The sequence below is a fragment of the Ruegeria sp. CDSB117 genome, assembly GCF_059611005.1.
Genome location: NZ_JBXWOS010000015.1, coordinates 1 through 24,678 on the forward strand (window position 1 = coordinate 1; position 24,678 = coordinate 24,678).

Annotated in this window: 25 protein-coding genes; 17 read left to right on the plus strand and 8 right to left on the minus strand. The window is 57.3% G+C overall.

All coding sequences use genetic code 11. The features are described from left to right. The 5 genes from AC2FJC_RS15755 to AC2FJC_RS15775 form a co-directional block, all read left to right on the plus strand. Positions 1-272 (plus strand): GFA family protein (locus AC2FJC_RS15755; RefSeq protein ID WP_496740216.1); only part of this gene is annotated, 272 nt, incomplete at its 5' end. 31 nt (positions 273-303) lie between these two features. Further along, on the plus strand, positions 304-498 hold the full coding sequence (locus tag AC2FJC_RS15760; RefSeq protein ID WP_282170805.1) for a DUF1059 domain-containing protein: 195 nt from the start codon (positions 304-306) through the stop codon (positions 496-498). A 246-nt stretch (positions 499-744) separates the two neighbouring features. Continuing rightward, positions 745-1,365 (plus strand): DUF1326 domain-containing protein, encoded by a 621-nt coding sequence (locus AC2FJC_RS15765; protein ID WP_496740217.1) that lies wholly within the window; start codon positions 745-747, stop codon positions 1,363-1,365. Positions 1,366-1,393: 28 nt separating this feature from the next. Continuing rightward, complete coding sequence (locus AC2FJC_RS15770) at positions 1,394-2,164, plus strand: DUF2182 domain-containing protein (RefSeq protein ID WP_496740218.1); 771 nt, start codon at positions 1,394-1,396, stop codon at positions 2,162-2,164. A 174-nt stretch (positions 2,165-2,338) separates the two neighbouring features. Beyond that, a complete protein-coding gene (locus AC2FJC_RS15775; RefSeq protein ID WP_496740219.1) occupies positions 2,339-3,013 on the plus strand; it encodes a class I SAM-dependent methyltransferase in 675 nt (224 codons plus the stop codon). Positions 3,014-3,260: 247 nt separating this feature from the next. Here the strand turns inward: AC2FJC_RS15775 and AC2FJC_RS15780 are convergent, their stop codons facing one another. The 5 genes from AC2FJC_RS15780 to AC2FJC_RS15800 form a co-directional block, all read right to left on the minus strand. After that, positions 3,261-4,058: a GNAT family N-acetyltransferase gene (locus AC2FJC_RS15780; protein ID WP_170745579.1), complete on the minus strand. Its 798-nt coding sequence runs from the start codon at positions 4,056-4,058 to the stop codon at positions 3,261-3,263. Between the two features lie 429 nt (positions 4,059-4,487). Then, positions 4,488-5,090 (minus strand): amino acid synthesis family protein, encoded by a 603-nt coding sequence (locus AC2FJC_RS15785; RefSeq protein ID WP_058272677.1) that lies wholly within the window; start codon positions 5,088-5,090, stop codon positions 4,488-4,490. 13 nt (positions 5,091-5,103) lie between these two features. Further along, positions 5,104-7,203 carry a CoA transferase gene (locus tag AC2FJC_RS15790; protein ID WP_496740220.1) on the minus strand — a complete coding sequence of 700 codons (2,100 nt, stop codon included), beginning with the start codon at positions 7,201-7,203 and terminating at the stop codon, positions 5,104-5,106. Beyond that, positions 7,200-8,000, minus strand: a complete 801-nt coding sequence (locus tag AC2FJC_RS15795; RefSeq protein ID WP_496707697.1) for an alpha/beta fold hydrolase — start codon at positions 7,998-8,000, stop codon at positions 7,200-7,202. Before AC2FJC_RS15795 ends, AC2FJC_RS15790 begins: the two co-directional genes overlap by 4 nt. Next, positions 7,993-8,391, minus strand: coding sequence for a RidA family protein (locus tag AC2FJC_RS15800; RefSeq protein WP_496740221.1), 399 nt, complete (start codon positions 8,389-8,391; stop codon positions 7,993-7,995). Before AC2FJC_RS15800 ends, AC2FJC_RS15795 begins: the two co-directional genes overlap by 8 nt. A gap of 142 nt (positions 8,392-8,533) precedes the next feature. On the opposite strand from AC2FJC_RS15800, the gene AC2FJC_RS15805 reads away from it, so the two are divergent. The 4 genes from AC2FJC_RS15805 to AC2FJC_RS15820 are packed head-to-tail and all read left to right on the plus strand — an operon-like array spanning position 8,534 to position 12,822. After that, positions 8,534-10,015, plus strand: a complete 1,482-nt coding sequence (locus AC2FJC_RS15805) for an aldehyde dehydrogenase (RefSeq protein WP_282119697.1) — start codon at positions 8,534-8,536, stop codon at positions 10,013-10,015. Between the two features lie 11 nt (positions 10,016-10,026). Continuing rightward, a complete protein-coding gene (locus tag AC2FJC_RS15810) occupies positions 10,027-11,067 on the plus strand; it encodes an LLM class flavin-dependent oxidoreductase (RefSeq protein ID WP_282119698.1) in 1,041 nt (346 codons plus the stop codon). 4 nt (positions 11,068-11,071) lie between these two features. After that, positions 11,072-11,875, plus strand: a complete 804-nt coding sequence (locus AC2FJC_RS15815) for a carnitinyl-CoA dehydratase (protein WP_108862257.1) — start codon at positions 11,072-11,074, stop codon at positions 11,873-11,875. Then, the gene (locus AC2FJC_RS15820; protein ID WP_282169974.1) at positions 11,875-12,822 is read left to right on the plus strand and encodes a 3-hydroxyacyl-CoA dehydrogenase NAD-binding domain-containing protein; all 948 of its coding nucleotides are present in this window, start codon (positions 11,875-11,877) and stop codon (positions 12,820-12,822) included. Before AC2FJC_RS15815 ends, AC2FJC_RS15820 begins: the two co-directional genes overlap by 1 nt. Here AC2FJC_RS15820 and AC2FJC_RS15825 read toward each other — a convergent pair. After that, the gene (locus AC2FJC_RS15825; protein WP_496733610.1) at positions 12,819-13,862 is read right to left on the minus strand and encodes a GlxA family transcriptional regulator; all 1,044 of its coding nucleotides are present in this window, start codon (positions 13,860-13,862) and stop codon (positions 12,819-12,821) included. The genes AC2FJC_RS15820 and AC2FJC_RS15825 overlap by 4 nt on opposite strands. Positions 13,863-13,994: 132 nt before the next feature. Between AC2FJC_RS15825 and AC2FJC_RS15830 the strand changes: the two genes are divergently transcribed. From AC2FJC_RS15830 to AC2FJC_RS15865, 8 genes are all read left to right on the plus strand, one after another. Continuing rightward, positions 13,995-14,885 carry a beta-keto acid cleavage family enzyme gene (locus AC2FJC_RS15830; RefSeq protein WP_496733612.1) on the plus strand — a complete coding sequence of 297 codons (891 nt, stop codon included), beginning with the start codon at positions 13,995-13,997 and terminating at the stop codon, positions 14,883-14,885. After that, positions 14,878-15,879, plus strand: coding sequence for an ABC transporter ATP-binding protein (locus tag AC2FJC_RS15835; protein WP_282119701.1), 1,002 nt, complete (start codon positions 14,878-14,880; stop codon positions 15,877-15,879). The genes AC2FJC_RS15830 and AC2FJC_RS15835 overlap by 8 nt, the downstream gene beginning before the upstream one ends. 78 nt (positions 15,880-15,957) lie before the next feature. Further along, positions 15,958-17,064 carry an extracellular solute-binding protein gene (locus tag AC2FJC_RS15840; RefSeq protein ID WP_058272769.1) on the plus strand — a complete coding sequence of 369 codons (1,107 nt, stop codon included), beginning with the start codon at positions 15,958-15,960 and terminating at the stop codon, positions 17,062-17,064. Positions 17,065-17,126: 62 nt separating this feature from the next. Further along, on the plus strand, positions 17,127-17,975 hold the full coding sequence (locus tag AC2FJC_RS15845; protein ID WP_496740222.1) for an ABC transporter permease: 849 nt from the start codon (positions 17,127-17,129) through the stop codon (positions 17,973-17,975). Then, positions 17,972-18,769, plus strand: coding sequence for an ABC transporter permease (locus tag AC2FJC_RS15850; RefSeq protein WP_108862254.1), 798 nt, complete (start codon positions 17,972-17,974; stop codon positions 18,767-18,769). The genes AC2FJC_RS15845 and AC2FJC_RS15850 overlap by 4 nt, the downstream gene beginning before the upstream one ends. Before the next feature lie 12 nt (positions 18,770-18,781). Continuing rightward, on the plus strand, positions 18,782-19,942 hold the full coding sequence (locus AC2FJC_RS15855) for an acyl-CoA dehydrogenase family protein (protein WP_199913573.1): 1,161 nt from the start codon (positions 18,782-18,784) through the stop codon (positions 19,940-19,942). Beyond that, positions 19,939-22,029, plus strand: coding sequence for an acetate--CoA ligase family protein (locus AC2FJC_RS15860; RefSeq protein WP_496740223.1), 2,091 nt, complete (start codon positions 19,939-19,941; stop codon positions 22,027-22,029). The genes AC2FJC_RS15855 and AC2FJC_RS15860 overlap by 4 nt, the downstream gene beginning before the upstream one ends. After that, positions 22,026-23,171: a serine hydrolase domain-containing protein gene (locus AC2FJC_RS15865; protein ID WP_496740224.1), complete on the plus strand. Its 1,146-nt coding sequence runs from the start codon at positions 22,026-22,028 to the stop codon at positions 23,169-23,171. Before AC2FJC_RS15860 ends, AC2FJC_RS15865 begins: the two co-directional genes overlap by 4 nt. 567 nt (positions 23,172-23,738) lie before the next feature. Here the strand turns inward: AC2FJC_RS15865 and AC2FJC_RS15870 are convergent. Together AC2FJC_RS15870 and AC2FJC_RS15875 are read right to left on the minus strand one after the other, a co-directional pair. Beyond that, positions 23,739-24,110 carry a hypothetical protein gene (locus tag AC2FJC_RS15870; RefSeq protein WP_496740225.1) on the minus strand — a complete coding sequence of 124 codons (372 nt, stop codon included), beginning with the start codon at positions 24,108-24,110 and terminating at the stop codon, positions 23,739-23,741. A 2-nt stretch (positions 24,111-24,112) separates the two neighbouring features. Next, the gene (locus tag AC2FJC_RS15875) at positions 24,113-24,628 is read right to left on the minus strand and encodes a hypothetical protein (RefSeq protein ID WP_496740226.1); all 516 of its coding nucleotides are present in this window, start codon (positions 24,626-24,628) and stop codon (positions 24,113-24,115) included. Positions 24,629-24,678: the final 50 nt, after the last annotated feature.

A 24,678-nucleotide genomic window follows, 5' to 3' on the forward strand; every position in this document is an offset into this window, starting at 1 on the left:
CCGCCGAAGACTTCGCCGTTATCAAAGGCGAAATCCAACACATTGAGAAAACTCCGGGTATTCGCCGCGGATTTTGTCGGGACTGTGGAACGACGTTGACCTATGCCGCCCTAAATGAAGTTGAGGGCCAAGACTGGAGCGCTGACGCGTGGTTTTCTGCTGTGACGTTGGACGACCCATCGATTACTCAGCCAAAAGCCCATGTCTTCGTTTCGCATCAGCAGCCATGGATAAAACTCGACGACGGGCTGCCGACGTTTCTTGAGTTCTAACCAACTTTCCGAGCGCACGGAGGTGAAAGCGATGAACACTGCATACTCATATGCCTGCAAGGATTGCGAAGGCATGGAGGCCTGCCCAGGTAAAGTAGTTGCTGCGACCAAGGACGAAGTCTGGAAGCTCATGGAACTCCACGCGGTGGTCGCTCATGGAGAGGACCCCAGCTCGTGGGACGCCGACACTCGAGAATATCTGGAAACACTGATAAAGCCGGCTTGATAAGATCAGTGGGGCTTCGACGCCCAACGAGATATCGGCCTTGAACTTCGATTTGGATCGCTTGGCGACGAATGGCGACTTTGTTAAGAAGGACCGACATGGGCTGCCAACCAGCTAATCATGCAAGCTGTAGGGATAGGCAGCTCTGAGCCCTGAGGAGACATGGTTAACCTTCTGGTTGATTGGTGAAAAGCAGCCTTTCTGCTAAAATGCAGCCGTGGAAAATGTGGGTTGGGAGGAGAAATCATGTCTTGGAATGTTTCAGGGGAACTCGTCGAAACCTGCAGTTGCAACATGCTTTGCCCATGCTGGTTTGGACAGGCCGACCTTATGCTCATGGACCAGGGGTATTGCGCAACATCCCTGTTGATACGCGTTCGCGAGGGCTCTCATGAAGGCGTGGAGCTTTCCGGTCAGAACGCGATTGTCTCGTTTCATTTCCCCGGGCCGACTCTATTCGACGCGAACGGCACCGGACGAGTTTATATTGACGAAAACGCCAGCGATGCACAGGCAGCGGCATTGGAGACCATCTTGCAGGGTGCGTCCGGCGGCGGCATGGAAGTACCAGCAAGCCTGTTGTCGACCTGGCTTCCGACCAAACGCGCCGGGATCAGCGTGACAGAGGCTGAAAGCGAACTAACGGCAAGCGTGGCCGGTGTGGGCGAGATGAAATCCCGCCGTCTGGTCAATGACCTCGGCAACAAGATGAAACTGCAGAACGCCGCGTTCAGCCTCGCCTTCGGTCATGAGGGGCATGAAGGTGATCTGGCTCCTAGTGACGGCACCACCTGGAACGACGCGGATATGCCCGTGACCTGGACAGGCCGGTCGGGTGTGGTCGGACAAGTCGTCTGGGCCGGCTGAGGCCGGGCTGGACCGTCAGGCCATCATAATGAATGCTGTAGGAGTCGCACGACGGGATCGGGTGCTGGTGTTGGCAGCCTTAGTAGCGCTCTCTGCGCTGGCGTGGGCCTATACAATCTACCTCGGGCGAGGTTCGACCTCGATGACGTTGGTCGGTGACGTGGCCATGCCGATGATGATGCAGTGGTCAGCCGCGGACTTTGTCTTCATGCTTATGATGTGGGCGGTGATGATGTTTGCGATGATGCTGCCTTCAGTCACACCCGCCGTAATGATCTACAAACGGGTGCGCGCGAAGCGGGAAGACGCAGGGCGCCCCTTCGTGCCAACGGGCAGCTTTGTGGCAGGGTATCTGTTGGTTTGGCTGGGGTTCTCGCTGGCGGCCACTGTATTGAATTGGTGGCTGCACGCGGGCGACGCGCTTTCCTCCATGATGGGGAGGGTTGCCCCGACCGTGGGCGGCGTGATGCTTATATTCGCCGGGTTGTTCCAATGGACGCCACTCAAGAACGCTTGCCTGGAGCATTGCCGCTCGCCCATGAGTTTTCTGACGGCTCATTGGCAAGAGGGAACCCTGGGTGCCGCGAAGATGGGGCTTCACCACGGGGTCTACTGTCTTGGCTGCTGCTGGATGCTGATGGTGCTGTTGTTTGTGTTGGGCGTCATGAACCTGCCGTGGGTTGCCGTTCTTACAATCGTAGTGGTGGCGGAAAAGACGTTGCCATTCGGGCGGATTCTGAGTCGAGGATTGGGCGTGGTTTTGATTGTCTGGGGCGGGTGGCTCGTCACGCTCGCCTGAGTAAACGTTGGTGCATTCACAGGCTGGATAAATGCCACCGTAGAGCGATCTTCAACACGTCACCGGACAAACAATTTCTGCGTGAGTTTAAGGTTCGGCCCGAACTCAAAACGGAAATAGGGGAACGGGTGTGCTAAACTGTTGCAAGACCATTCAGATTTTCTGGAGTTGGCAATGACTCACATCGATCACCTAAAATCGATATGCGAACTTGAAGGGATTCAAGTCGTCGATGTTGGTGCGGGTGACGGCGTCTATTCGCGAGACTTGTACGCTGCAGGGGCCAAAGTCACCGCAATAGAAATAGATCCGGACAAAGTTGCGAAGGCCAAAGAAGATCTTCCAAAAAACATCGACGTTAGGCTTGGGGTTGCCGAAGACCTACCTCTAGACTCCAGCTCGCAGGACCTAGCGTGTTTGTTCTTCTCACTTCATCACGTTCCAGTGGAGGCTCAGAACACTGCGTTCACTGAAATTCGCCGCGTTCTTGGAAGCAGTGGGCGGTTGCACATAGTGGAGCCCTATCCTTATGGGACAATGTTTGACGTCGTACGATTGGTGGAAGACGAAACCCTCGTTCGAACGCACTCTCACGAAACACTTAACCACTTGGACGGAGTAGACGGATTTCGGTTGGAAAACAAAAAAGAGTACGTCCTTACTCGTGAATATCCGACTTTCGACGCGTTCCTGAAAAAGATTGTTTGGCCGGATCCAGATCGTTCTAGAACTTTTGAAAAGGTTTCTTCCGACATGGAAGATACATTCAATCGGTCAGTCGAGATCCTTGATGGGAAGATCGTTTTACACCAGCCGTGCGCGGCATACCACTTTATCGCTTCAAATTAGCGGCTGTCGTACCGTGAGATCCAGCTCCGTATAGCAATTTCGCCCACATAGCGATCCTTGGAGATTTTTCGATGAAATCATGGACGCGGCTTTGGATTCGGCAAAGCAATTGGCCAGTAACCTCCAGCAAGCGGCTACAACTAGCCCAATGCAGACTAGAACTCGTCCTATCTTAGTTTTTTAAGAAGTTTCAGTCAGGTTCGCGCGAGTGTCGTTGATATACCGCGACAACAAACTTCCGAATGGCTCACTTGGTCAACCGATCTTCCGAGTATACATTCGGGTCGATGATCGCGACTATGTCGCTGCCGCTATCCTCCAAGCCAAGTCTTTCGCACAACCGTGCTGATGCAACGTTGCCCGGAGCAATGCCTGTCTTGAACCCAGTTGCTCCAAGCTTTTCATGAGAGTGTATCATAGCTTTGGCCCCCAAGACTTTTGCTACACCTTCACCCATGCGTTCAGGTTTGGTCGATAGTTGCCCCCATTGAGCGCGACGATGCAGCCTACTGCTGGGCGGATGGCACAGAACTGAGCCCGCGGTTGCAACGGGAGCACCTGAGCTGTCAAAGACGACCATCGCAAATCCGGGGCGAGACAATCCGCGCATAACCGGCCCTATTGGCGGCAGAACACCGTGGCTCATCGCGACTTCTGCGAAAGCTTCGAGCCATTCTGGCGGAGAGTCTCGATCAATCACACGTACGGTCAAATCCTCGGGCAACGCTCGTGTGGCAATTATCTTCCGAGCAATGTCAACACAGTTCAGCCCGCCAAGATAACAAGCTATTGTGTCAGTTTTTAATCCCTGACTTTCAATGACTTCTCGCGCCTTTGCCACCTCTTGACGCGGTATGCTTTCTATCGCCGTGATGCCAAGTATTCGGGCCATTGCAACGGCATCATCCAAAGCCCCGCTGTACTCGTTGGCAATTTGAATACCGCGCCCATGGCTACAAAATCGAGGGTCATCACCCAATAGCTGGATAAGATGCTCACCCATGGTCGACATACGTCGCTGTGCATCACTTCCAAATACTTCCATGGGTTATCCTTTGGGCCGCCGCAAAATGGTTCGCCGATGATCGTTTGATATGAGTTGCGTCGTCAAGCGCACGTCAGACGCGAGACCGCGACGAAAAGAGAGCTATTGGTCGAGGGTGAATGGCAACTATGTCCGCACAGTGGACATTCAAGCAAGTTGCAGCAAACGACCGGTATGCGGACAGACCTGCCGTTAAGTTTTTCGCTCTCAATGACCGCTTCATGTGCTTTGCACCCGCAGCGAAAAGCACGTCGGGCTAAAGTGGCCTTTCGCTGCGAGGGCGATGGGCAACTATCGAGCCACCGAAGCCGACGTTCGCCTTTTTATTCATAGCTTGGGAAATTCCCACTAGGGTAGTCCAAACCCACCTCTATAGTTTGGGCGAGGTCATTGCACGCCTTAGTTTGATCGCGTGCAGATCGCGTCTGCTCAAACACCGGCAGGGTTCTCTACGTCGCGCCCCAAGGCTGCAAGATCAGAATATCGATCTCCGATACGATGATGTGGACGTCCTCGGGTCGCGGCCCCCAATGCGACGACAAGTTCATTCACATCAGGTGCGTCATAGATGGAAAACTGAACGGTCAGATAATGCGAGCGCCGACCCGTATCATGTTTGTCCATCAACGGGATCTGGATCTGGGTGTTTGCCGGTCCGCGCGTGTTAGTGAAACCAAGATAGCTTTTGGCATCAACGGCCTCGCGGTAGAAATTGCCAAACTGCAAAGTGTGGATCAGCGCCGAAGCGTGCTCCACTTCGCAGCTGGTTCCGGCGATGCAGGCTTTTCCGTAGGCCTCTATTGCGTCGCCCGAACCTGCCAATGTAATCAGGCGATCGGTCAGCATTTTGCCCAGAACGGGAGCCATGCGCTGGATCTCTGGCTGCAGGTCTTCGACGAACCCACGCCCCGCCCAGGGGTTTTCCACTACGGCTGCCACTCCGATCATGCGCAAGACAGGGTCAGAGGCACGTCCGCCTTCGGTATGGATGTCTTCGTCAAATGTAATGACTTTGCGCAGTTCGGGTATCATGGGAGTTCTCCTGTCAGATGTGATATTTGTGATTTCCGGACAGTCTGTGCACAACGCCTTCGACTTCGGTTCCCTGATATATGCCGAAGGTGCCATGCCGGTGCTCTTGCGCGTATCTGCGCAAGAGAGAACGCTCGGCATCGTCGGACACCCGCGACAGTGGCAAGATATCAAGGGAGAAAAACGTCAACCCGGTATCGGCATCGCCCTGCACGCGCGCGTGATAGACTATGCGTTGCGCACCCGTTTCCGTGACCTGATAGACAGCATAAAGTTGCGTCAATTCTGCCTTCATCAATTCATCGCCCAGAGCCTTGAGTAAGGCCTGTGTCGAGGACGCGGATGGCAGCGTCACACTTCCGTCAGCCTCTTCTTTCAGCAGCAACCCGCCTTCGTGTGCCAAAACAGCCGCGATTGTCACATCACCTTTGGTTGCTGCTTCGGTCACCGCACGGTCCAACCCAAGATCAAAGTATGCGCCCTTGTAGTACCCCAGAGGATCCCCATCGGATGTCTCGAAGTCGAGCACACGACCAATAAGGATCAGATGATCCCCTGCATCCACCAGCCTATGTTGCGCGCAGCCAAAGCTGGCAAGGGCACCATCGATAACGGGCATGTCTTGCGCATTGGGATGCCATTTGACGCTGTTGAACTTCTCTGGCGACTGCGAGGCAAAGAGGCCCGAAACCTCCTTTTGATCATCTGCCAGAATGTTGACCGTGAAATGATCACAGGTTGCGAATGTGTCGCAGGAAAGTGCAGCCTTGCCGATGCAGACCAGCAAGAGTGGTGGGTCGAGCGAGACAGAAGAGAAGGAATTTGCCGTAAAGCCACGCGGCGTGCCGTCAGACTGGCGGGTCGTGACAACCGTGACCCCCGTGGCGAAACGCCCAAAGGCGTCGCGCAGGGTGCGCTTGGTTTCCGGTGCCATGGGTGATGAGGTTGGCGTCAGGGTCTCAAGCACGTCATTGTCCGCCCCCAGAGCGGGTGGCGGGTTCAATGTCCCATGCCCGTGCGCGCCAAAGCGCAGCGGGTTGGCGGCAACCGTCCAGGGCCTCGTTTCAGCATCCGGGCCGTGCACCTGTGTGAGCATTTTACGAGCCTCGATATGGGGGTCGCGGGCAATGTCCTGAATGGTGTTTAATGGGCCAAAGGGAACCTCACCGCCCAGTGTTTTGGTCAGCTCAGCTTTGCTCAGCTTTGAGAACCAGCCTGAGACCAGGCGGTCAACCTCACCCGCGTGGGCAGCCCGTGCGCTGCGCGAGGCAAACCGGGGATCAGTACCAAGGGCAGGCTTCCCCATCAGCTCAGTCAAACGGCGCCAAAACGCATCGTCGACGATGCCAAGCGCCACGTGCCCGTCCGCTGCCGGGTACAATCCGAACGGGCTGAGAAAAGGGTGCCCGTTGCCTTCGGGCCCCGGCACCTTGTCGGTGTAATCATGAAGGTAGACCATGCGCTCGCACAAAGAGATCATGGCGTCGTACATGGCCACGTCGACGAACTGTCCTTTGCCGGTTGCTTCCGCCTCGCGCAAGGCGGCCATGATGCCAAAAGCCATCATCATGCCGGTGAAGATGTCGCCAACGCCGGGGCCGGTCTTGGTGGGGCTGTCGGCGTTCGGCCCGGTGATGGACATCAATCCGCCCATAGCTTGCGCTACCACGTCATAGGACGGCCAGTGCGCATATGGGCTTTTCCCTGTGCGCGGATCGCCAAATCCTCTGATTGCCGCATAGACGATTCTGGGGTTCAGCTCGGCGAGTGTTTCATAAGAAAGGCCCAGGCGATCCATCACGCCGGGCCGAAAGTTTTCGACAATGACATCCGCAGTGGCGGCAAGCGCGCGAAACTGGTTCTTTCCCCCATCTGATTTCAGGTCCAGTTGGATGCTCTTCTTGCCGCGGTTCAAACTGACGAAGTAACCGGCCCAGTTGTGATCGGGATCATCGTCGCGGAATGGGCCATTGCCACGGCTCGTATCGCCCGTACCCGCTTCGATCTTGATCACCTCTGCACCGTGATCCGCAAGGTGCATGGTGCAGTAAGGGCCGGATAACATGCGGCTCAGATCCAGCACGCGCAGACCTTTCAGGATTTGTGTGCTCATATGGCCATTTCCAGACCATCAAGAAAGCCGCGCAGGGGCGCGTTCACGGCGTCGGGGTTTTCGGCCAGCGCCATGTGACGGAGACCCGAAAGGATAACAGCCTTTGATTGCTCAATCTCTGCGGCTATGGCGCGGGTCATTTCGGGGCCGTTGCCATAGTCTTCGTCGCCGGTGATCACCAGTACAGGACAGCTGATGGGCGGCGTTGGGGCCACGATTTCGTCGATGCCATCCGCCAATACACGATAGATCGTGTGATAAATGCTAATGTCGTTTGCCTTTACCCAGCCGCGCACGGTGTCCATCATTGCCGGGTTGGCCTGTCGGAAATTTGCCGTAAACCAGCGTTCCAACGCGGCCTCCACAGTGGCTTGTGGTCCGTCTCGGCGGGCTTGATCGACACGTTTTAGAATAGCAGCCTGAGCCGCATCGGTGCGTTTGTGGGGTGAGTGCAGGATTGCCAGTGCGTCCGCCCTGGCCGGACGGTCCTGCGCAAACCGACGCGCGATCATGCCGCCAAGGGAAAACCCCACCAAGGTCGCTGAGCGGACATCACAGTGATCCAGTAGGGCCGCCAGTTGATCCGAAAACAGCGATAGACTCGGCCTCGCGGGCGGCGGTGTACTTTGTCCATGTCCGAAAAGGTCATAGTGCAGCACGCGGTATTGATCACTCAGCGCGGGGGTCGTCCACTGCCAACAGTCATGGTTCAGACCCAGGCCGTGGATCATCACCACGACCGGCCCAACCCCAGGCCCAGCCCAGCTGTAGGCAGTACCATCAGGCGCCTTAAGCATCGTCTAACGGGCGGTAGGCGACCACCTCGACCTCTACCCGGACATCGACCAGCAGATCGCTGACCACCGCCGACCGAGTGGGCGGTTCTATTGGAAAGTACTCCCCGTGGACCGCATTGAAACCGGGAAAGTCGCTGCGATCCCGCAACCAAACCATCGCTTTGATCACATCATCGCGGGTGCAGTCCGCCAGCGCCAGCGTGGCGGTGATGTCATCCAGCACGGCGCGGGTTTGCTCCTCTACCGTGCCGGTGGTCATAGGCGCGCCATCTTTCATGGGGATTTGCCCGGTCAGATACACAAAATCACCCGCCCGTATGGCACGCGACAGGGACAAGACCCGCCCGCCAATTTCAAGCGGGCCGCCAATCACTTGCTTTTTCTTCGCCATAAATACGGCCTCCCTTGCGGCAAGCCTGCCTTGATCCATCAAAAGCGCTTTCAGATTTTTCGACAACCTTTGTCGTAATTTCGTGCACATGTGACGCAAAAGCGGAGATGAATGAGAGGGTAACAGAGGGGGGATGCAGGCCATGGGTGAAATCACCAACTACCAAATGCTGATCGACGGACAGTGGTGTGATGCAGAGGACGGCGGCACCTTTGACAGCGTGAACCCCGCTGATGGCAACGTCTGGAGCCGTGTGCCCGAAGCGACCGAGGCTGACGTGAACCGTGCGGTTGAGGCCGCACATGCCGCATTCACAACCGGACCCTGGGCAGGCATGACGCCGACGCAACGGGGCAAGTGCCTGCGCAAGCTGGGCGATCTGCTGGCGGAACATTCAGAAGCATTGGGGCGCACGGAATCCATTGATACCGGCAAGATGCTAAAGGAGACCCGCTGGCAGGCGACGTATATCGCCGAGTTCTTTCACTTCTTTGCAGGCTGTGCCGACAAGGTCAGCGGCGAAACACTGCCCATCGACAAACCCGACATGTTCGTCTTCACGAGGCGTGAACCCCTTGGGGTGGTGGCTGCCGTGGTGCCGTGGAATTCGCAACTGTTTCTGGTGGCCGTCAAGATTGGCCCGGCGCTTGCGGCTGGCAATACCGTCGTGCTGAAAGCCTCTGAACATGCCAGTGCGGCGATGCTGGAGTTTGGTAAGCTGATTGAAGAGGCGGGCATTCCCCCCGGCGTCGTCAACATCATCACCGGCCATGGGGAGCCCTGCGGCCGTGCGCTCACAGGTCATCCGCTCGTGGCCCGTGTGTCCTTTACCGGAGGGCCAAATGCCGCGCGGCATGTGCTGGAGAACGTCAAACGAAATTTTGCCGAAGTGTCGTTGGAATTGGGGGGCAAATCCCCGTTCATCGTCTTTGACGATGCCAATATCGAAAGCGCTGTAAACGCCTCTATCGCGGGCATCTTTGGCGCCACGGGGCAAAGCTGTGTGGCTGGGTCACGGCTTTACCTGCACGAAGACATTGCCGATCAATTCCTTGAGCAGATGACCGCGCTGGCCCGCCAGATCGTGATTGGGGACCCGCTGGCGGATGAGACCCAGATGGGGCCATTGTGCACCACCGGACAGTTAGAGCATATCCAACGAGAAGTGGCGCATGCCCAAACAGAAGGCGGCAAAGTGCTGGTCGGCGGCAAGCAGCCAAAGGGGATGTCTGGCCTGTTCTATGAACCCACGATCATCGAAGTCCCTCGTCAGGATCTGCGCATTGTCGACACTGAATTGTTTGGCCCGGTTCTGTCGGTGCAGCGGTTCAAAACCGAGGAAGAGGTGCTCGCATTGGCCAATGATAGCGAACATGGGCTGGCAGCAGGTATCTTTACCCGCGACAGCGCGCGCTCCCTGCGCATGGCGGGGGCAGTGCGTGCCGGTATCGTCTGGGTGAACACCTATCGGGTGGTGTCTCCGATTGCGGAGTTCGGGGGCAACAAAGGATCGGGATATGGCCGCGAAAGCGGGTTCCAGGCGATCTACGACTATACCCGCCCAAAGACGATCTGGATGAACACGTCTGATGAACCGATGGCCAATCCGTTTGTAATGCGTTGAGGGAGAGAACAATGAAATTCCAACTTGCCGTGAACATGGAGCGGATCGACGACAATCTGGACATGCAGGATGTCGCCCGTCACACGCTGGAGATGGTGCAGATCGCCGAAGAGGGTGGGTTTGATATCGTCTGGGCCGCCGAGCACCACGCGTTGGAAATGACCATCGCGCCAAACCCTTTCCAGATCCTTACTTGGTGGGCTGCCGAAACCAGCCGCATCCGTCTGGGCACGGCCGTTGCGACGGCGGCCTATTGGCACCCGATCAACCTGGCGGGCGAAGCGGCGTTCACCGATCTGATCACCGGCGGGCGGTTGGAATTCGGCATCGGTTCGGGGGCCTATCAGCGCGAGTTTGACCGAATGAGACCGGGGCTCAAGCAATCTGATGCCTGGCGTTACATGCAGGAAATGCTGCCTGCGGTGCGTGAGCTTTGGAAGGGCGACTACGAACACAACGGGGAATACTGGCAATTCCCGACCTCGACCTCAGTGCCAAAGCCGCTTCAGAAGGAGGTGCCGGTCTGGGTCTCTGCGCGCTCACCCATCACCTATGACTACGCTATGCGGGAAAGGTGCCATGTGAACTGCTGGCCGTTCACACGTCCCTTTGCAGAGGCCGAACTCTACAAGAAACAACTGGATGAGGCGATTGAAAAGGCCGACAACGGCTGGGTGCCACGCTTCGCCTTGATGCGCCATTCATGCGTTTATGACAACGCAGCCGATGGTGAAAACGCGATGCGGGCGATCCGCCGCCTGCTGAGCCAGTTCGAAAACCTGTTTCGCAATCTGGGCGATGTGAAGGACGGCTTCCCCGCCTCCATCCCGCTGGATGAACTGGAGGGACGGGAACAATACGACCCCGTGATGTTGGAGGAGAACTTGATGTTCGGTTCTCCCGACCGGGTCATCGAAAAGCTGAAGCGCTATCAGGCGCTGGGTGTGAATGAGTACATCTATTACGCCTCCATGGGGCTCGATCACGCTTCACAACAGAAATCCCTGCGCATGTTCGTCAACGAAGTAATGCCAGAATTCAAAGAGGGATAAGCAGATGTCAGACGGCGTTAAGGTTCACCGCGAGGGTCATGTTCTGGAAGTCACGCTGGAGCGCGGCAAGGTGAATGCCATTGATGTGCCCACGTCACAGGCGCTGGCTGCAGCCTTTCAGGAGCTGCACGAAGACAAGGATCTGCGCTGCGCGATCCTGACCGGTGGTGGAGAGAAGATATTCTCGGCTGGGTGGGACCTAAAGGCGCTCAATGACGGAGAGATGCAGCTCGATAATTGGTGGGAGACCGATGACTACGGCTTTGGCGGCTTCACCGGGCTCACTGAAAACTGGGCGCTGAACAAGCCCGTAATTGCTGCGATCAATGGGTTGGCCATTGGTGGCGGGTTCGAGATGGCGTTGGGGTGCGACCTGCTGATCGCCGCCGATCACGTGGAATTCGGGCTGCCGGAAATGCCCCTAGGCATCGTTCCGGACGCGGGCGCGCTGCAACGATTGCCGCGCCGCATTCCGCACAACATTGCGATGGAGATGTTCTTGCTGGGCCGCCGCATGACCGCGCAGGAAGCAGCGCACTATGGGCTGGTCAACAAGGTGGTGCCGAAAGAGCAGTTGATGGATGCTGCGCGCGAATGGGCGGCTTCGATTGCCTGGTCGGCACCGCTTGCGATGCAATCCGTCAAAGAGGTGCAGCGCGAAATCGAATGCGTGCCACTGGAGCAGGCGTTTCACAAGATGCGCACGGACCCGATGCCGATCTATCGCAAGATGCTCAAATCAGATGATGCTGCCGAAGGGGTGGCGGCTTTCGTGGAAAAGCGCGAACCCAACTTCAAAGGTGAATGATGTATCCTGATCCTATCAGCGTCACCCGCATCACCAGCATTGGCGCGGGCCCAATTGGCGGCGGCTGGGCGGCGCATTTTCTGGCCCGTGGCTATGATGTGACGGCCTATCTGCATGACACCAGTGAAACTGAAGCATTCCATTCGATCCTCAACACCGCCTGGGGCAGTCTGACGGATCTGGGGCTGGCTGAGGGCGCGTCTTTGGACCGTCTCCGCATTGTCACCGACCTTGAACAGGCGCTGGAGGGTGCGCAGTTCGTGCAGGAAAGTGCACCGGAGCGGTTGGAGATCAAACAATCGCTTTACGCACAGATGGGAGAGGTGCTGCCGCCTGACGTTGTCATCGGCTCCTCAACCTCCGGTCTGACAATGAGCGAGATCCAAGCCAAATGCGCGACCCCTGAACGCTGCGTGATCGGACACCCGTTCAATCCGCCCTACCTGCTGCCGCTGGTCGAGATTGTGGGCGGTGACAAAACTGCGCCGGATGCCGTGGTATGGGCCGGGAAGTTTTACGAAATTGCGGGCAAAGCGCCGCTGTTGATGAAAAAAGAAATCCCCGGCTTCGTCGCGACGCGCCTGCAAGAAGCGCTCTGGCGCGAGGCCTTGCACATGGTTGCCAATGGCGAGGCGACGCCGGAAGACATCGACATTGCCTTGATGAATGGGCCTGCGCCGCGCATGGTGTCCCAAGGTCAGTGTATGGCCTTTCACGTGGCCTGTGGCGCGGGCGGCATGGCGACCAATCTGGATCAGTTTGGCCCCGCGCTAAAGCTGCCCTGGACTCGGCTGGAGGCACCAGAACTCACCCGAGAGCTGCGTGGTCGCATGGTCGATGGTTGCAATGACATCGCCGGAGATCGCCACTTTGAGGATATGGCCGCGCAGCGCGATCGAGAGATTGTCGCAGTGTTGCGCGCGTTGCGCGAGGCGCGGTTGGATTAGGGACGGCCCGGAATCTCCTTAAGCGTTGAAAGGAAATCTGACAGGGAACCGGGCCAACTCGGCGCCGGTTCATTTGCAGGCCATGCCTCTCGGTATTCCGAAGGGCGGCGACCAAAGAATTTGCCAAAGGAATAGGCAAAATGGGACAGGGTGTTGAACCCTGACGCGGTGGCAATCTCGCGCACGCTGAGATCGGTGGAGATCAGCAGCAACCGCGCATTCTGCAACCGTCGCAACAAACCGAACTGCACCACAGTGCAACCGACGTGTTTCTTGAATTTCCGCTCTAGCTGTCGCTGCGAGACATCCAGCTTATCAGCGATCTCCGGCACGCTGAGCGGTTCTTCTATGTTCCCTTCGATCAGCGTCATCGCCTCACGCACCAGCGGCAGCATGGTCTCCGTGCTGCGCCCCATGGTGGACCGCTGTGACGCACCCGCGTTGCGGATCGGGTGATGCAACATTTGATCGGCAATTTCGCCCGAAAAGCCACTGCCATGGGTGCGCTCGATCAAACGAAGCATTAGATCCACGCCCGCGAGCCCACCCGAGCAGGTCATGATCTTGCCCTCGATGGTGAACAGGCATTCCTGCACATCCACCCGGTTAAAGCTTTCGCGAAAACCGCTGAGCCAGGACCAGTGGATCGTCGCCGGCTTTCCGTCCAACAGACCCGCCCGCGCGACAATATAGCAGCCAAGCTCAACCCCGCAGATACTGCTCCCCGCCCGCGCGCGCTTGCGCAGCCAAGCGGTAAGCGCGCGGTTATCGTAATGCTCCGTCCCCCAGCTGCCCAAAACAAAAATGTAATCCGCTGGCGGCAGGTTGTCCTGCTCTGCTGAAACGCGGGTTGTCATGCCATTGCTGGCCACGATTTCAGTGCCGTCAAAGGACACGATGTCCCAAGAAAACAGGGGCTCTGCCGAAAGATAATTCGCGATCCGCATCGTTTCGGTCATGGTGATCAATGTGGTTATGTTGAACCGTGGGACCACCACAAAAATGGCATGATGCGCAGCGCGGGGCGTCTGCTGGGTCATGTCGATTTGCATGAGCTAAAGTCCAGATTGCATAGTGCGATTTTTCGCCAGCATAGCCGAAAGACTGTCGGATAATCGACATCTTTCTTACCCTTTCCCGCGTCAAGCTGAAAAAAATAGGGGGTTTGCCAGATGAACTATGAGGTTGTCCTGACTTGCGCCGTGACTGGCGCGGGCGATACCACGGGCAAAAGTCCGCATGTGCCCGTCACGCCGAAAGAGATCGCTAATGCGGCGATTGAGGCGGCCAAGGCAGGGGCCTCCGCCGCGCATATTCACGCGCGTGATCCCGAGACGGGCCAAGGCTCACGCGACCCGAAGCTTTTCAAGGAAATCGTGGACCGGGTGCGCGACAGTGACACCGATGTGGTGATCAATGTGACCGCCGGGATGGGCGGCGACTGGATCTCGGACCCGGCCAACCCAGCGATGCCGGGCCCCGGCACGGACATGATCGGCCCCGAGGAACGGCTCGCTCACATCAAGGAATGCTTGCCCGATGTATGTTCACTGGATTGCGGGACACTGAATTTCTCTGACACGGACATGATCTATATCTCTACCCCGCCAACACTGCGGCGTATGGCGGCATTGGTGCAGGAATGGGGGGTGAAGCCGGAACTGGAAGTCTTTGACCTTGGCCATATCCGCTTCGCCAAGGCGATGGTGGATGAGGGGCTGATTGATGCGCCTCCCATGTTCCAGCTTTGTCTGGGCATTCCCTGGGGCGCGGATCAGACCGTCGAAACCATGGCTGCCATGAAAGCGCAACTGCCTGCCGGGGCCAGCTGGGCCAGCTTCGGGATTGGACGCGGTCAAATGCCCATGGCAGCGGCCTCTGTCGCGTTGGGTGGCAATGTGCGCGTAGGGCTGGAGGACAACATCTATTTGGAGCGCGGGGTTCTGGCGACCAACGGCCAGCTTGTCACCCGTGCCCGCGAGATCATTGAGCGCATGGGGGGGCGTGTGCTGACCCCGCAAGAGGCGCGCAACAAGCTGAAGTTGAGAGGCGCGGATGGCTGACCTCGCCGATACAGGCAGTTTGCAGGTGCGTAATGTCTCGAAACTGTTCGGGACATTCCGGGCAGTCAACAACATCAGTCTGGATATTCAGAAAGGTGAGTTTCTGACTCTGCTGGGCCCCTCGGGGTCGGGCAAGACCACGCTGTTGATGATGATCGCGGGGTTCCTCGATATCTCTGAAGGGGACATTGCGCTGGATGGGTCCTCCATCGCGCAAACCCCCGCGGAAAAACGCAATTTTGGCATGGTATTTCAGGGCTACGCGCTGTTCCCCCATATGAGCGTGCGAGACAACATCGGATACGCCTTGAGTGTGCGCAAACGTCCCACGTCAGAGATTAGGGCGCGGGTCGACGAGATGCTGGAATTGGTTCAGCTGCAGGATTTCGCGGACCGCAAGCCGGGGCAGCTGTCCGGCGGGCAGCAACAGCGCGTCGCGCTGGCACGTGCGCTGTGTTTTGCGCCGCCGGTGTTGCTGTTGGACGAACCGCTTGGCGCGCTTGACAAGAAACTGCGGGTCGAGGTGCAGGAGCAACTCAAGGATATTCACCGCCGAGTTGGCACGACCTTCATCTACGTCACCCATGATCAGGAAGAAGCGCTGTCCATGTCGGACCGCATCGTGATCATGCGCGACGGGGCGATTGAACAGATTGGTACGCCTCAGGAGCTCTATGAGCGGCCAGTGAACCAGTTCACGGCCAGTTTCTTGGGCAAATCCAACTTCATTCAGCAAGACGGCAAAACTTACGCCCTGCGTCCCGAAAAAATCGACCTGCGCAAAGGCGCGGGCCATGCGGAGGCACAGACGAGTGGGGTGGTGCGCTCTATTACCTACTTTGGTTCAATGCAGCGCGTCATCGTGGATGCCAGCGATGGTACCGAAATCGAAGTGGACATCGATGTCTGGCGCAACAGCGAAGCCTTGAACGAAGGCGATACCGTGGACCTGTTGTGGAAAGACGAAGCTGCTGTGGAATTACAAACGGGCTAAAGCCCCAAAAACGTGTGCCGCCAAAAGGTGCCATTGAGCAAAAGTCCGGGAACTCCCCAACCCAATAGGAGGATGAAAATGCACGATAGACAATTCAAGAAAGAGATGCTGCAAGACAGCGCGCAGGCCTACAAGAAAGGCCGCATGGATCGCCGCACGTTCCTGGCGCTTTGTGGTGCCTCGGGCGTGGCGATGAGCGCCGTGATGGCAGGTGATGCCGAAGCCGCTGCTGATCACGTGGTGATGTGGAACTGGGGTGGCCAGTCTGAAGAATGCCACGGCTCCGCCATTGGCGATGCCTTCACCGCCAAGACTGGCAAGGGACTGAAATTTGACACCTCCGGCCCTCTGGAGGGCAAGATCAAGGAAATGGTCGACAGCGGCAATGTCACTGCCGACGTTGCGGACGCAGACCTTTTCAATGCCGTGTCCCTTGGGCCAACAGGCCATCTGGAACCAATTGATTACTCTGTTGTTTCCAAGGAAAAGACCCTGCCAGGCTATGCGCTGGAATATGGGGTTTCGATCATCCTTTATGGCTATGCCTTTGTCTATGACACCGAAGCCTATGGCGATAATCCCCCGCAGAACTGGGCGGATTTCTTTGATACCGCCAAATTCCCGGGCATGCGCTCGCTGTACAAATGGGCCAATGGCTCGCTCGAAGCAGCACTTATGGCGGATGGCGTTGCGGGCGATGCGCTTTACCCGTTGGACATGGATCGCGCCCTCGCCAAGATCAAATCGATCAAGGACAACAGCCTTTACTGGGGCTCAGGGTCCGAGGCGCATTCCATGGTAGTGAATGGCGAAGTCTCGCTCGGCATGGTCTGGCAGAACCGGGGACGTAACATCGAAAATGACACCGATGGGCGCTACAAGCTGGTGAACAATCAGGCCATGGCGATGCCGGGGGCCTATATCGTGCCCAAGGGCAACCCCGCAGGTGCGGCCGTAATGGACTTCATCGCCACAGCGCAAGAGGTGCCTGCACAGCTGGCGCTGCTTGATTGCCTTGGTATGACGCCCTCTAACCCCGAAGCCTTCGGCCAGATCCCCGAAGATCAGCAGCCTTATGCGATCACCTCGGCAATGAACATCGACAAAATCGTTTATAACGATCCCGACTGGTGGGGGAAAAACGGCGGTGATGCGGTGAACGCCTTCCTTGAGGCGATCAGCTAAACACGCCTGATAGCCGCCCGTGTCTTCCTGCGGGCGGCCATCGATTTGGCCCAGGACATTTCATGCAAGCCTTCACCCGATATATCCACCCCGGCTGGCTGATCATCGCACCTTTGATGCTGATGGTCATAGCGCTCTATCTGGGGCCGATCCTGAACATCCTGTGGCTCAGCGTCACGGACCCGGAACCTGGATTGAGTAATTACGCCAAACTGGCGGAAAGCGATGCGCTGATCCGCATTGTCTGGACTACGGTGCGCATCTGCATCATCACCACGATGTTCAGTGTCACGCTGGGCTATTCCATCGCCTATGCCATGGTGCACTGCCACCAACGCCAGAAGAACTATATGCTGACGTTGCTTCTTGTGTCCTTTTGGATTTCCATCCTTGTGCGCACTTTTAGCTGGCTGATGCTGCTGGGGCGCAAAGGGTTGGTGAACGGTACGCTGGAAAACATTGGACTGATTGCCGAGCCCATCGCCTTTATGCGCAATGAGTTGGGCGTGCTGATCGGCATGGTGCATTACATGATCCCCTATGCGGTACTGCCACTGCTGGTCTCGATGCAATCGCTTGATACGCGTGTGATGGATGCCTCGCGCAATCTGGGCGCCAGCAGCACGCAGACCTTCTGGCGCATTTACCTGCCACTGACCCTGCCAGGGTTGGTGGCTTCGACCCTGCTGGTCTTCATCCTGAGCCTTGGGTTTTACGTCACCCCTGCCGTATTAGGCGGTGGCAAAGTGCTCATGGTGGCAGAGTACATTTCTGTGCAATTGCTGGTCACCCTGAAGTGGGGCACAGCCGCGATGCTGGCGGCAATCATGCTGACGGGCGTTCTGGCGATGCTGTGGATCATGTCGCGTTTCATGAAGCTCAGCACCGTGTTTGGGGGGGCTGCACGATGACATCAGGTCTGTTCTCCAAGTTCAACCGCGTGGGCGCATGGGTTTTGTTGCTGTTTCTGGTGACGCCCGCGCTGATCGCCATTCCCGTATCACTGACGCCAAAGCGTTTTCTGTCTATGCCAAAGGGCGAATTGTCCCTGCGCCATTTTCAAAAGCTGTTCACTTCCGAGGAATGGCTGTCGAGCTTTTTCCAAAGTGGCGTGATCGCAGTCTCGACCTCACTGCTGGCAACATTCCTTGGCACGCTCTGTGCCATTGGCCTGTGGCGGGTATCCTCAAAGTATTCCGAGCTGATGCGCGCCTTCCTGCTGCTGCCGCTGATCATCCCGCAGATCATTTCTGCCATGGCGTTCTACCGACTGTGGATCCCGCTTGGCCTGTTGGACAGCTACGCCGGGCTGATCCTCGCGCATACGATCTTGGCAGCCCCCATGGTGCTGATCACAGTCAGCGCCTCGCTGGCGACCTTTGATCCCAAATTGGAACAAGCCTCCAAGAACCTTGGTGCTTCGAACTGGACCACAATGCGCCTGGTGATCCTGCCCTCAATCAAACCGGGGGTCTTTGCCGGAGCGCTTTTTGCCTTCATTCTCAGCTGGGATGAAATTGTCGTGACGCTGTTCATCTCCAAATACACCGTCTACACCCTGCCGCGCCGCATGTGGAACGGCATCCGCGAAAACACCGATCCGACGGTAGCCGCCGCCGCTGTGGTGTTGATCGCCATCACGCTTATTGCCTTCGTGATCTTTTCGATCATGTCCCGTCGTAACGACAAGTCCGAAGCCCCATAAAGGAGGCGCCTTATGAACATGGAAGCCAGTGTTGAAACCGACCTGCTGATCAGCACCGTCCGCCGCTTTGTGGAAACAGAAATGTATCCACACGAGGAGGAAGTGGACCAGATGGGCTATGTCCCCGAAGAGATTGGCCGTCAGATTGAGGCGAAGGCCCAGGAGTTGGGACTGTTTGCCTGCAACTTGCCCGAAGAGGTCGGGGGCGGAGGCCTTGGTTACGGGCCTATGTCCTTGATTGAACGCGAGTACGGCAAGACCAGCCATGCCCTGCAAAGCTGGGCTGCGCGTCCCACGGAACTGCTCATGGCTTGCGAGGGCGATCAGCGCGAACGTTACCTTTTCCCCGCGGTGCGCGGTGAAAAACGAGAGTTGTTCGCCCTGACGGAACCGGACGCGGGGTCGGACGTAATGGGTATGAAAACCAACGCCCGGCGGGATGGAGATGACTGGATCCTGAATGGTTCAAAGCATTTCATCTCTGGCCCCTGTATGCCCGATTTTGCGATCGTTTTTGCTGCGACGGGTGCTGACGAAACGCCACGTGGACCGCGCAAACGGGTGACGGCCTTTTTGGTGGACGTTGGCACACCGGGCTTTGACTGCCGCGAAGGCACCAAATGTGTCAGCTATCGCGGCTACAAGACGTTTGAACTGCACTTCGATAATGTGCGCCTTGGTCCGGGGCAGGTGCTGGGGGAAGAAGGGCGTGGTCTTGAACTCTCTGGCAAATGGCTGGGCATGGGGCGCATCTGGGTGGGGGCGACCTGTTGTGGCAAGGCGGAGCGCATACTGGAGATGGCCACCGAATGGGCCGCGTCCCGAAAGCAGTTTGGCAAACCCATCGGGGCGTTTCAGGCCACCGGTTTCCGGCTTGCAGATGGCGCTATTGGATTGCGCGCAGCCGACCTAATGGTCAAAGACGCCGTGGCGCGTGCCGAACAGGGCGTGATGAGCGATGCGGATGCGGCGATGATCAAGGTCTTTTGTTCAGAAATGCTGGGCAAGATCGCCGATGATGCGGTGCAGATCTACGGTGGCATGGGGCTGATGGAGGAAATGCCGATCCAACGCTTCTGGCGCGACAGCCGACTTGAGCGGATCTGGGACGGCACCTCTGAAATTCAACGCCACATCATCACACGCTCCATCCTGCGGCCCCTGGGTGCATGACCCCAAAGAGACGCGCCAACTTTGAGCGGCTTCTCAAGCCGCGCTCCATCGCTTTTATCGGCGGGCGGGATGCGACCATTGCCGTAAGAGAGGCGCGCAGGCGTGGGTTTGCAGGGCAAATGTGGGCGGTGAACCCCAGGCGAACAGATCTGAAGGGGGTGCCTTGCGTGCCCTGTATCGCTGATCTGCCTGAAGCGCCTGATGCTGTCTATCTGGCCATTCCCGCAGGTGGTATTGTCGCCGCATTGGGCGAATTGGCTGAGATGGGCGTCGGTGGCGTGGTCTGTTTTTCTGCAGGATTCAAGGAAACCGGCGATGCGGCGGCAGAACAGGCGCTGATCGAGGCAACCGGTGACATGGCCCTCATCGGTCCCAATTGTTACGGTTTGATCAACTACATCGACAACGCAGCACTTTGGTCTTTCGAACACGGTGGCTGGTCACCCGGTTACGGTGCAGCGATTGTCACCCAATCGGGCATGTTTTCCTCTGACATCACCATGTCTGCGCGCTCCTTGCCACTGGCATACATGGTATCGGCAGGCAATCAGGCGGTTCTGGGGTTAGAGGACTTTCTTGACGCCTTCGCTGATGACCCGGCAGTGCGTGCTATCGGGCTGCATATTGAGGGCCTTCAAGATATTCCCGCCTTTGAACGCGCCGCCCTGAAAGCCATTGAGCGAGGCGTGGCTGTGGTTGCGCTCAAGACAGGCAGCTCTTCAATCGGCGCAGCTCTGACTGTCAGTCACACGGGATCGCTGTCGGGGTCAGACGCGCTCTATGAGGCGTTGTTTGCGCGCACGGGCGTGATCAGTGTCACCAGCCCCGCGCAGTTTCTGGAAACGCTGAAGTACCTTTGTGTGGTCGGCGCGCCCAAGGGGCCAAGCGTTGCGGGTTTCACCTGTTCGGGGGGCGGCGCGACGATGCTGGCCGATCACGCGGAAAAGATCGGGCTCACGTTCTCGGCTGTCCGCGCAACGGAGCATGCGGCCCTGGTGGATCTGCTGCCAGACATCGCAACAGTGTCAAACCCGCTGGATTACACCACACCGATCTGGGGGCAGGCCGAATTGACCTATCCGGTCTTCGTCAAAGCGATGGACGCCGTAGGGGCCGAAGCGGCAGTTCTGGTGCAGGACTATCCTGCAGAAGGGCTAGATGCCTCCAAGATCTATTACCAAAACGATGCCAGCGCCTTTGCACAGGCTGCCTGCGATCGCGGAATCCCGGCAGCGATTTGTGCGACCCTGCCGGAGAATCTGGACAAGGTCACCCGCCGTTATCTGATCTCGATCGGAGTCGCGCCGATGCAGGGCATTCACGAAACGCTCAACGCCATGCAAAGCGCCAGCATTTGGGCCGCGCGACGTAATCGCATTCTGGCGACAAGGCCGGAGCCACTGATTGCCGGAACCCCGCCTGGCTCACTCGGCATGCTGACTGAGGACGCGGGCAAGGCCTGGCTTGCAGAGCGCGGTTTCACGGTCCCTTCGGGCCGGACAACGACGGCTCAAAAAGCCGAGGTGGCCGCAAAAAAGATCGGCTATCCGGTCGCGCTCAAGATGATGTCTACCCGGCTGGCCCACAAGAGTGAGGCAGGCGCGGTTGCTCTGGGCATTGCCGATGGCGCCGCGTTAAAGCAAGCACTTGATCAAATGAACACGGCTGTCACTGCCTATGATAAGCAGGCCGTGAGCGATAGCTACCTGATTGAGGCCATGTCGCCCACGCCTGTTGCAGAGATGATTGTCACCTTGCGCAATGACCCGCAGTTTGGCGCAGCACTGGTGCTGGGCAGTGGCGGAGTTTTGACCGAACTGGTTGGGGATGCCACAACGGTCCTTCTGCCCTCCACGCAGGACGATATCGCCAGTGCTCTGAAATCGCTCAAGATTTTTCACCTGTTGGAAGGCTTTCGAGGCCGTCCACGCGCCGATATAAACAAGGTGGTCACCGTGCTGAACGGCCTTTGTGAAGCTTTCCTGCAGGCCCGCGAAAAGGTCAGCGAAATTGAGATCAATCCGATGTTTGTCTATGCTGACCACGTTGTCGCCGTCGACGCGTTGATCCACGAGAATTGCACATGAGCAGGTTGAAGGTAGCCCCCAACCCCGATCTGACCGTGGGGCCAGACAACAAGCAGCGTTGGAATCAGCCTGCCCACCGCCGCCATGGATTTCACAACGCGCACCGCCTGTTCCGACGCACTCTGATGGTGCGTTCGCGAAATGTGTTGATGCTCGAAGAGGCCCACCAGGACCTGACAGCAACCGTGCCCGCGTTGGCGGACCTTCTGGCACATCCCGCCTTCTCTGCGTTTTGCTGCCTACGGGACGGGCAGGTGATCATGGAACAGGCCGCACCAGATTTTGGGACAGACCGACCGCATTCGATCCAATCCATTTCAAAACTGCACATTCACCTGATTATGGGACAGTTGATCGGCCAAGGGTTCGTCTCGCCTGACGCAAAGGTTGCACAGTATTTGCCCGATATTGGATCTGGCTACCGCGAGGTTAACGTTCAGGCTCTCCTGGATATGGCAGTCAGCAATGATTTTACCGAAGACTATGATGACCCTTATGCGGATTGCTATGATGAAGAGATTGCCCTGGGCTGGCGCCTACCCACCGAGGATCAGGAGGAAATCTCGCTCAAGGACTTTGCTTCCAGAATTAGGGGGTTCAGAGAGACAGAGGCGCGAACAGTAGCGGAGTACAAGTCGGCCAACACAGATGTGCTGACATTGATCGCAGCGCAGGTTTGCCCCGTCCCACTTACAGCACAAATTGAACGGATTGCAGATGCCGTTGGTTACGAGGGCGCCTTTCACATCAGCCTGAGCAAAGATGGTTTCCCTGCCTTTTCCGGTGGGGGTTGCCTGAGTGCTCGGGATCTCGCACGGTTTGGCCTATTTCTTGCGCGCGGCGGTCTTGATCTGTCTGGAAACGCATGTGCCAATGCAAATTTCCTCCGCCAAAGCCTGACCCGCTCAGCACCATCTCTGACACCGCCAAAAGAATGGCTGCGCTACTCCAACCATATCATGACCGACGGACGGGTGGTTGCGCATGCCGGTTACGGTGGCCAGTTCCTGATGGTGGACACGGTCACTGGCACGTCATGCGCGTTCCTGAGCGTTCTCGAAAACGACGCCGGGTATGATGACACCTTCATGAGCAACGTCGCGCAGGTTCTGCGACACGTCTGCTGCGCCGAAACCGCATAGGATTCAGGTATAGTAGCAAATGTCTCGCGCCATCTTTTCCAAGTTCGCCCGATATCATAAATGACATCTGGAAGAACACTTTTCCTGACGCAGCGCGTGTGTATCCTTCTGTTTTCAGGCTACCTCTTGCGAAGCTCTGAGATTCATGAACGAACGACCGGTTCGTTGAAATCAGAAATTTTTTGGGCATCACAAATGAATGCCCGGTAATGTGCCGCCTTGATTGGAGCCAATGTCGGCTTTCCGCGATTCCAAGCCATTGGTGCGAGGTGCAGCGTCCGGTATTCTTGGGCTCTGAGCCGTCGATCAGCCCGGTTTGTGCGAAGGGTGGCTTGTGGAAGACGAATGTCAGCACGATTGGCCAAGCCGATGAAATCGCCGGGTCATCTCGTTTTTCCTAAAGTCTGCTTACGGGAACAGGCTCAACCTTCGACCGCTGCACTGCCGCATGTTTGCTTCGAGCCCTTTGTTGCCGTTGCCCCAAGCCGCGGGTTCAGTCGCGAAGGGCGGAAAGCGGACCTTCGCTGCGCGTTGCGCCAAAGTCTGCAATGGTGGTTCAGCGCGTCCTTAAGCCAATGACCTGAGACCGGCCTTTTCGAGCCCCTCGTAAACATGATTGCGCACGTCTTCATTGGGAATGTAAGTCCTGAGAACGCGGTGTGTATCCGTGATCAAGGTCGGGCATAGAGAAACCGTGTGCTCAAGTTCGGCCCTAGCTGCGTCTTTCAGGCCTAGTTGGGCCAAGGCTGCTGTTCGGACAACGCCGCCCCAAAACCAATCCCTCATTCCAAACCGGATACCGGCGACAAGTGCTGTTTCGTAGTCATTCTCGGCATAAGACGCCAGAAACGGCGCATGATGTATCCACCCAGGCAAGCCAGAAACCGAGAACAGGTGAAACTCGTCTTTACACCGCTGCGCACCTACCGAATTGACCAATGTCAGAGCCCAAACACCAAAAGCCTTGTCAGCATCAGCCTCTGCATTAGCCAGAGATTGTGCCAGGAGATTAACTTCATGCGCGTCGCCGTGATGCAGCGCCGCGAGGGCGGCGGTAAAGGCGATGAACCCATCAATTGGGTCATTTTTCTGGCAAATTCAATCAGATTGTCCGCCTCGTCCACTGCACTGCCATCGGCCCCATAACCGAGCTTGTAGGAATCCAAAAGCAAATCTGCGCGAGCGGCCATAAGGAAGGGGTCTTCCGGGGACTTGAGGCACATTTGTTCGATGAAGCGTGACGTCTGAGCGTGGCACTCTTTTGTGGGGGCCGACTGGTAGTGTTCCATTTGCGCTTTGGCGTGATCTATATGACCCGGTTCGGAATTGGGAACCCTATGCGCGATACCCAATTCATAGGTTCCAGGCTCCAAAGAGAACACGATGTTGTCTGCCCGTCCGTCTTCGGAATAGTAAAGTCTGAGTGCAGTGCGCAGGCGATTGGCGGCAACCCGCACGCTAGAATCTGTCGAGCTTTGAAAGTCCGGTCCCTTGCCGAGCGCCCGTT

Coding starts and splice junctions, on each gene's coding strand:
- AC2FJC_RS15805 (WP_282119697.1), top strand. CDS start 8,534: ATGGGTGAAATCACCAACTACCAAATGCTGATCGACGGACAGTGGTGT.
- AC2FJC_RS15820 (WP_282169974.1), top strand. CDS start 11,875: ATGTATCCTGATCCTATCAGCGTCACCCGCATCACCAGCATTGGCGCG.
- AC2FJC_RS15765 (WP_496740217.1), top strand. CDS start 745: ATGTCTTGGAATGTTTCAGGGGAACTCGTCGAAACCTGCAGTTGCAAC.
- AC2FJC_RS15810 (WP_282119698.1), top strand. CDS start 10,027: ATGAAATTCCAACTTGCCGTGAACATGGAGCGGATCGACGACAATCTG.
- AC2FJC_RS15785 (WP_058272677.1), bottom strand. CDS start 5,090: ATGATACCCGAACTGCGCAAAGTCATTACATTTGACGAAGACATCCAT.
- AC2FJC_RS15790 (WP_496740220.1), bottom strand. CDS start 7,203: ATGAGCACACAAATCCTGAAAGGTCTGCGCGTGCTGGATCTGAGCCGC.
- AC2FJC_RS15860 (WP_496740223.1), top strand. CDS start 19,939: ATGACCCCAAAGAGACGCGCCAACTTTGAGCGGCTTCTCAAGCCGCGC.
- AC2FJC_RS15830 (WP_496733612.1), top strand. CDS start 13,995: ATGAACTATGAGGTTGTCCTGACTTGCGCCGTGACTGGCGCGGGCGAT.
- AC2FJC_RS15815 (WP_108862257.1), top strand. CDS start 11,072: ATGTCAGACGGCGTTAAGGTTCACCGCGAGGGTCATGTTCTGGAAGTC.
- AC2FJC_RS15850 (WP_108862254.1), top strand. CDS start 17,972: ATGACATCAGGTCTGTTCTCCAAGTTCAACCGCGTGGGCGCATGGGTT.
- AC2FJC_RS15865 (WP_496740224.1), top strand. CDS start 22,026: ATGAGCAGGTTGAAGGTAGCCCCCAACCCCGATCTGACCGTGGGGCCA.
- AC2FJC_RS15780 (WP_170745579.1), bottom strand. CDS start 4,058: ATGGAAGTATTTGGAAGTGATGCACAGCGACGTATGTCGACCATGGGT.
- AC2FJC_RS15775 (WP_496740219.1), top strand. CDS start 2,339: ATGACTCACATCGATCACCTAAAATCGATATGCGAACTTGAAGGGATT.
- AC2FJC_RS15825 (WP_496733610.1), bottom strand. CDS start 13,862: ATGACCCAGCAGACGCCCCGCGCTGCGCATCATGCCATTTTTGTGGTG.
- AC2FJC_RS15795 (WP_496707697.1), bottom strand. CDS start 8,000: ATGCTTAAGGCGCCTGATGGTACTGCCTACAGCTGGGCTGGGCCTGGG.
- AC2FJC_RS15845 (WP_496740222.1), top strand. CDS start 17,127: ATGCAAGCCTTCACCCGATATATCCACCCCGGCTGGCTGATCATCGCA.
- AC2FJC_RS15835 (WP_282119701.1), top strand. CDS start 14,878: ATGGCTGACCTCGCCGATACAGGCAGTTTGCAGGTGCGTAATGTCTCG.
- AC2FJC_RS15760 (WP_282170805.1), top strand. CDS start 304: ATGAACACTGCATACTCATATGCCTGCAAGGATTGCGAAGGCATGGAG.
- AC2FJC_RS15800 (WP_496740221.1), bottom strand. CDS start 8,391: ATGGCGAAGAAAAAGCAAGTGATTGGCGGCCCGCTTGAAATTGGCGGG.
- AC2FJC_RS15840 (WP_058272769.1), top strand. CDS start 15,958: ATGCACGATAGACAATTCAAGAAAGAGATGCTGCAAGACAGCGCGCAG.
- AC2FJC_RS15770 (WP_496740218.1), top strand. CDS start 1,394: ATGAATGCTGTAGGAGTCGCACGACGGGATCGGGTGCTGGTGTTGGCA.
- AC2FJC_RS15855 (WP_199913573.1), top strand. CDS start 18,782: ATGAACATGGAAGCCAGTGTTGAAACCGACCTGCTGATCAGCACCGTC.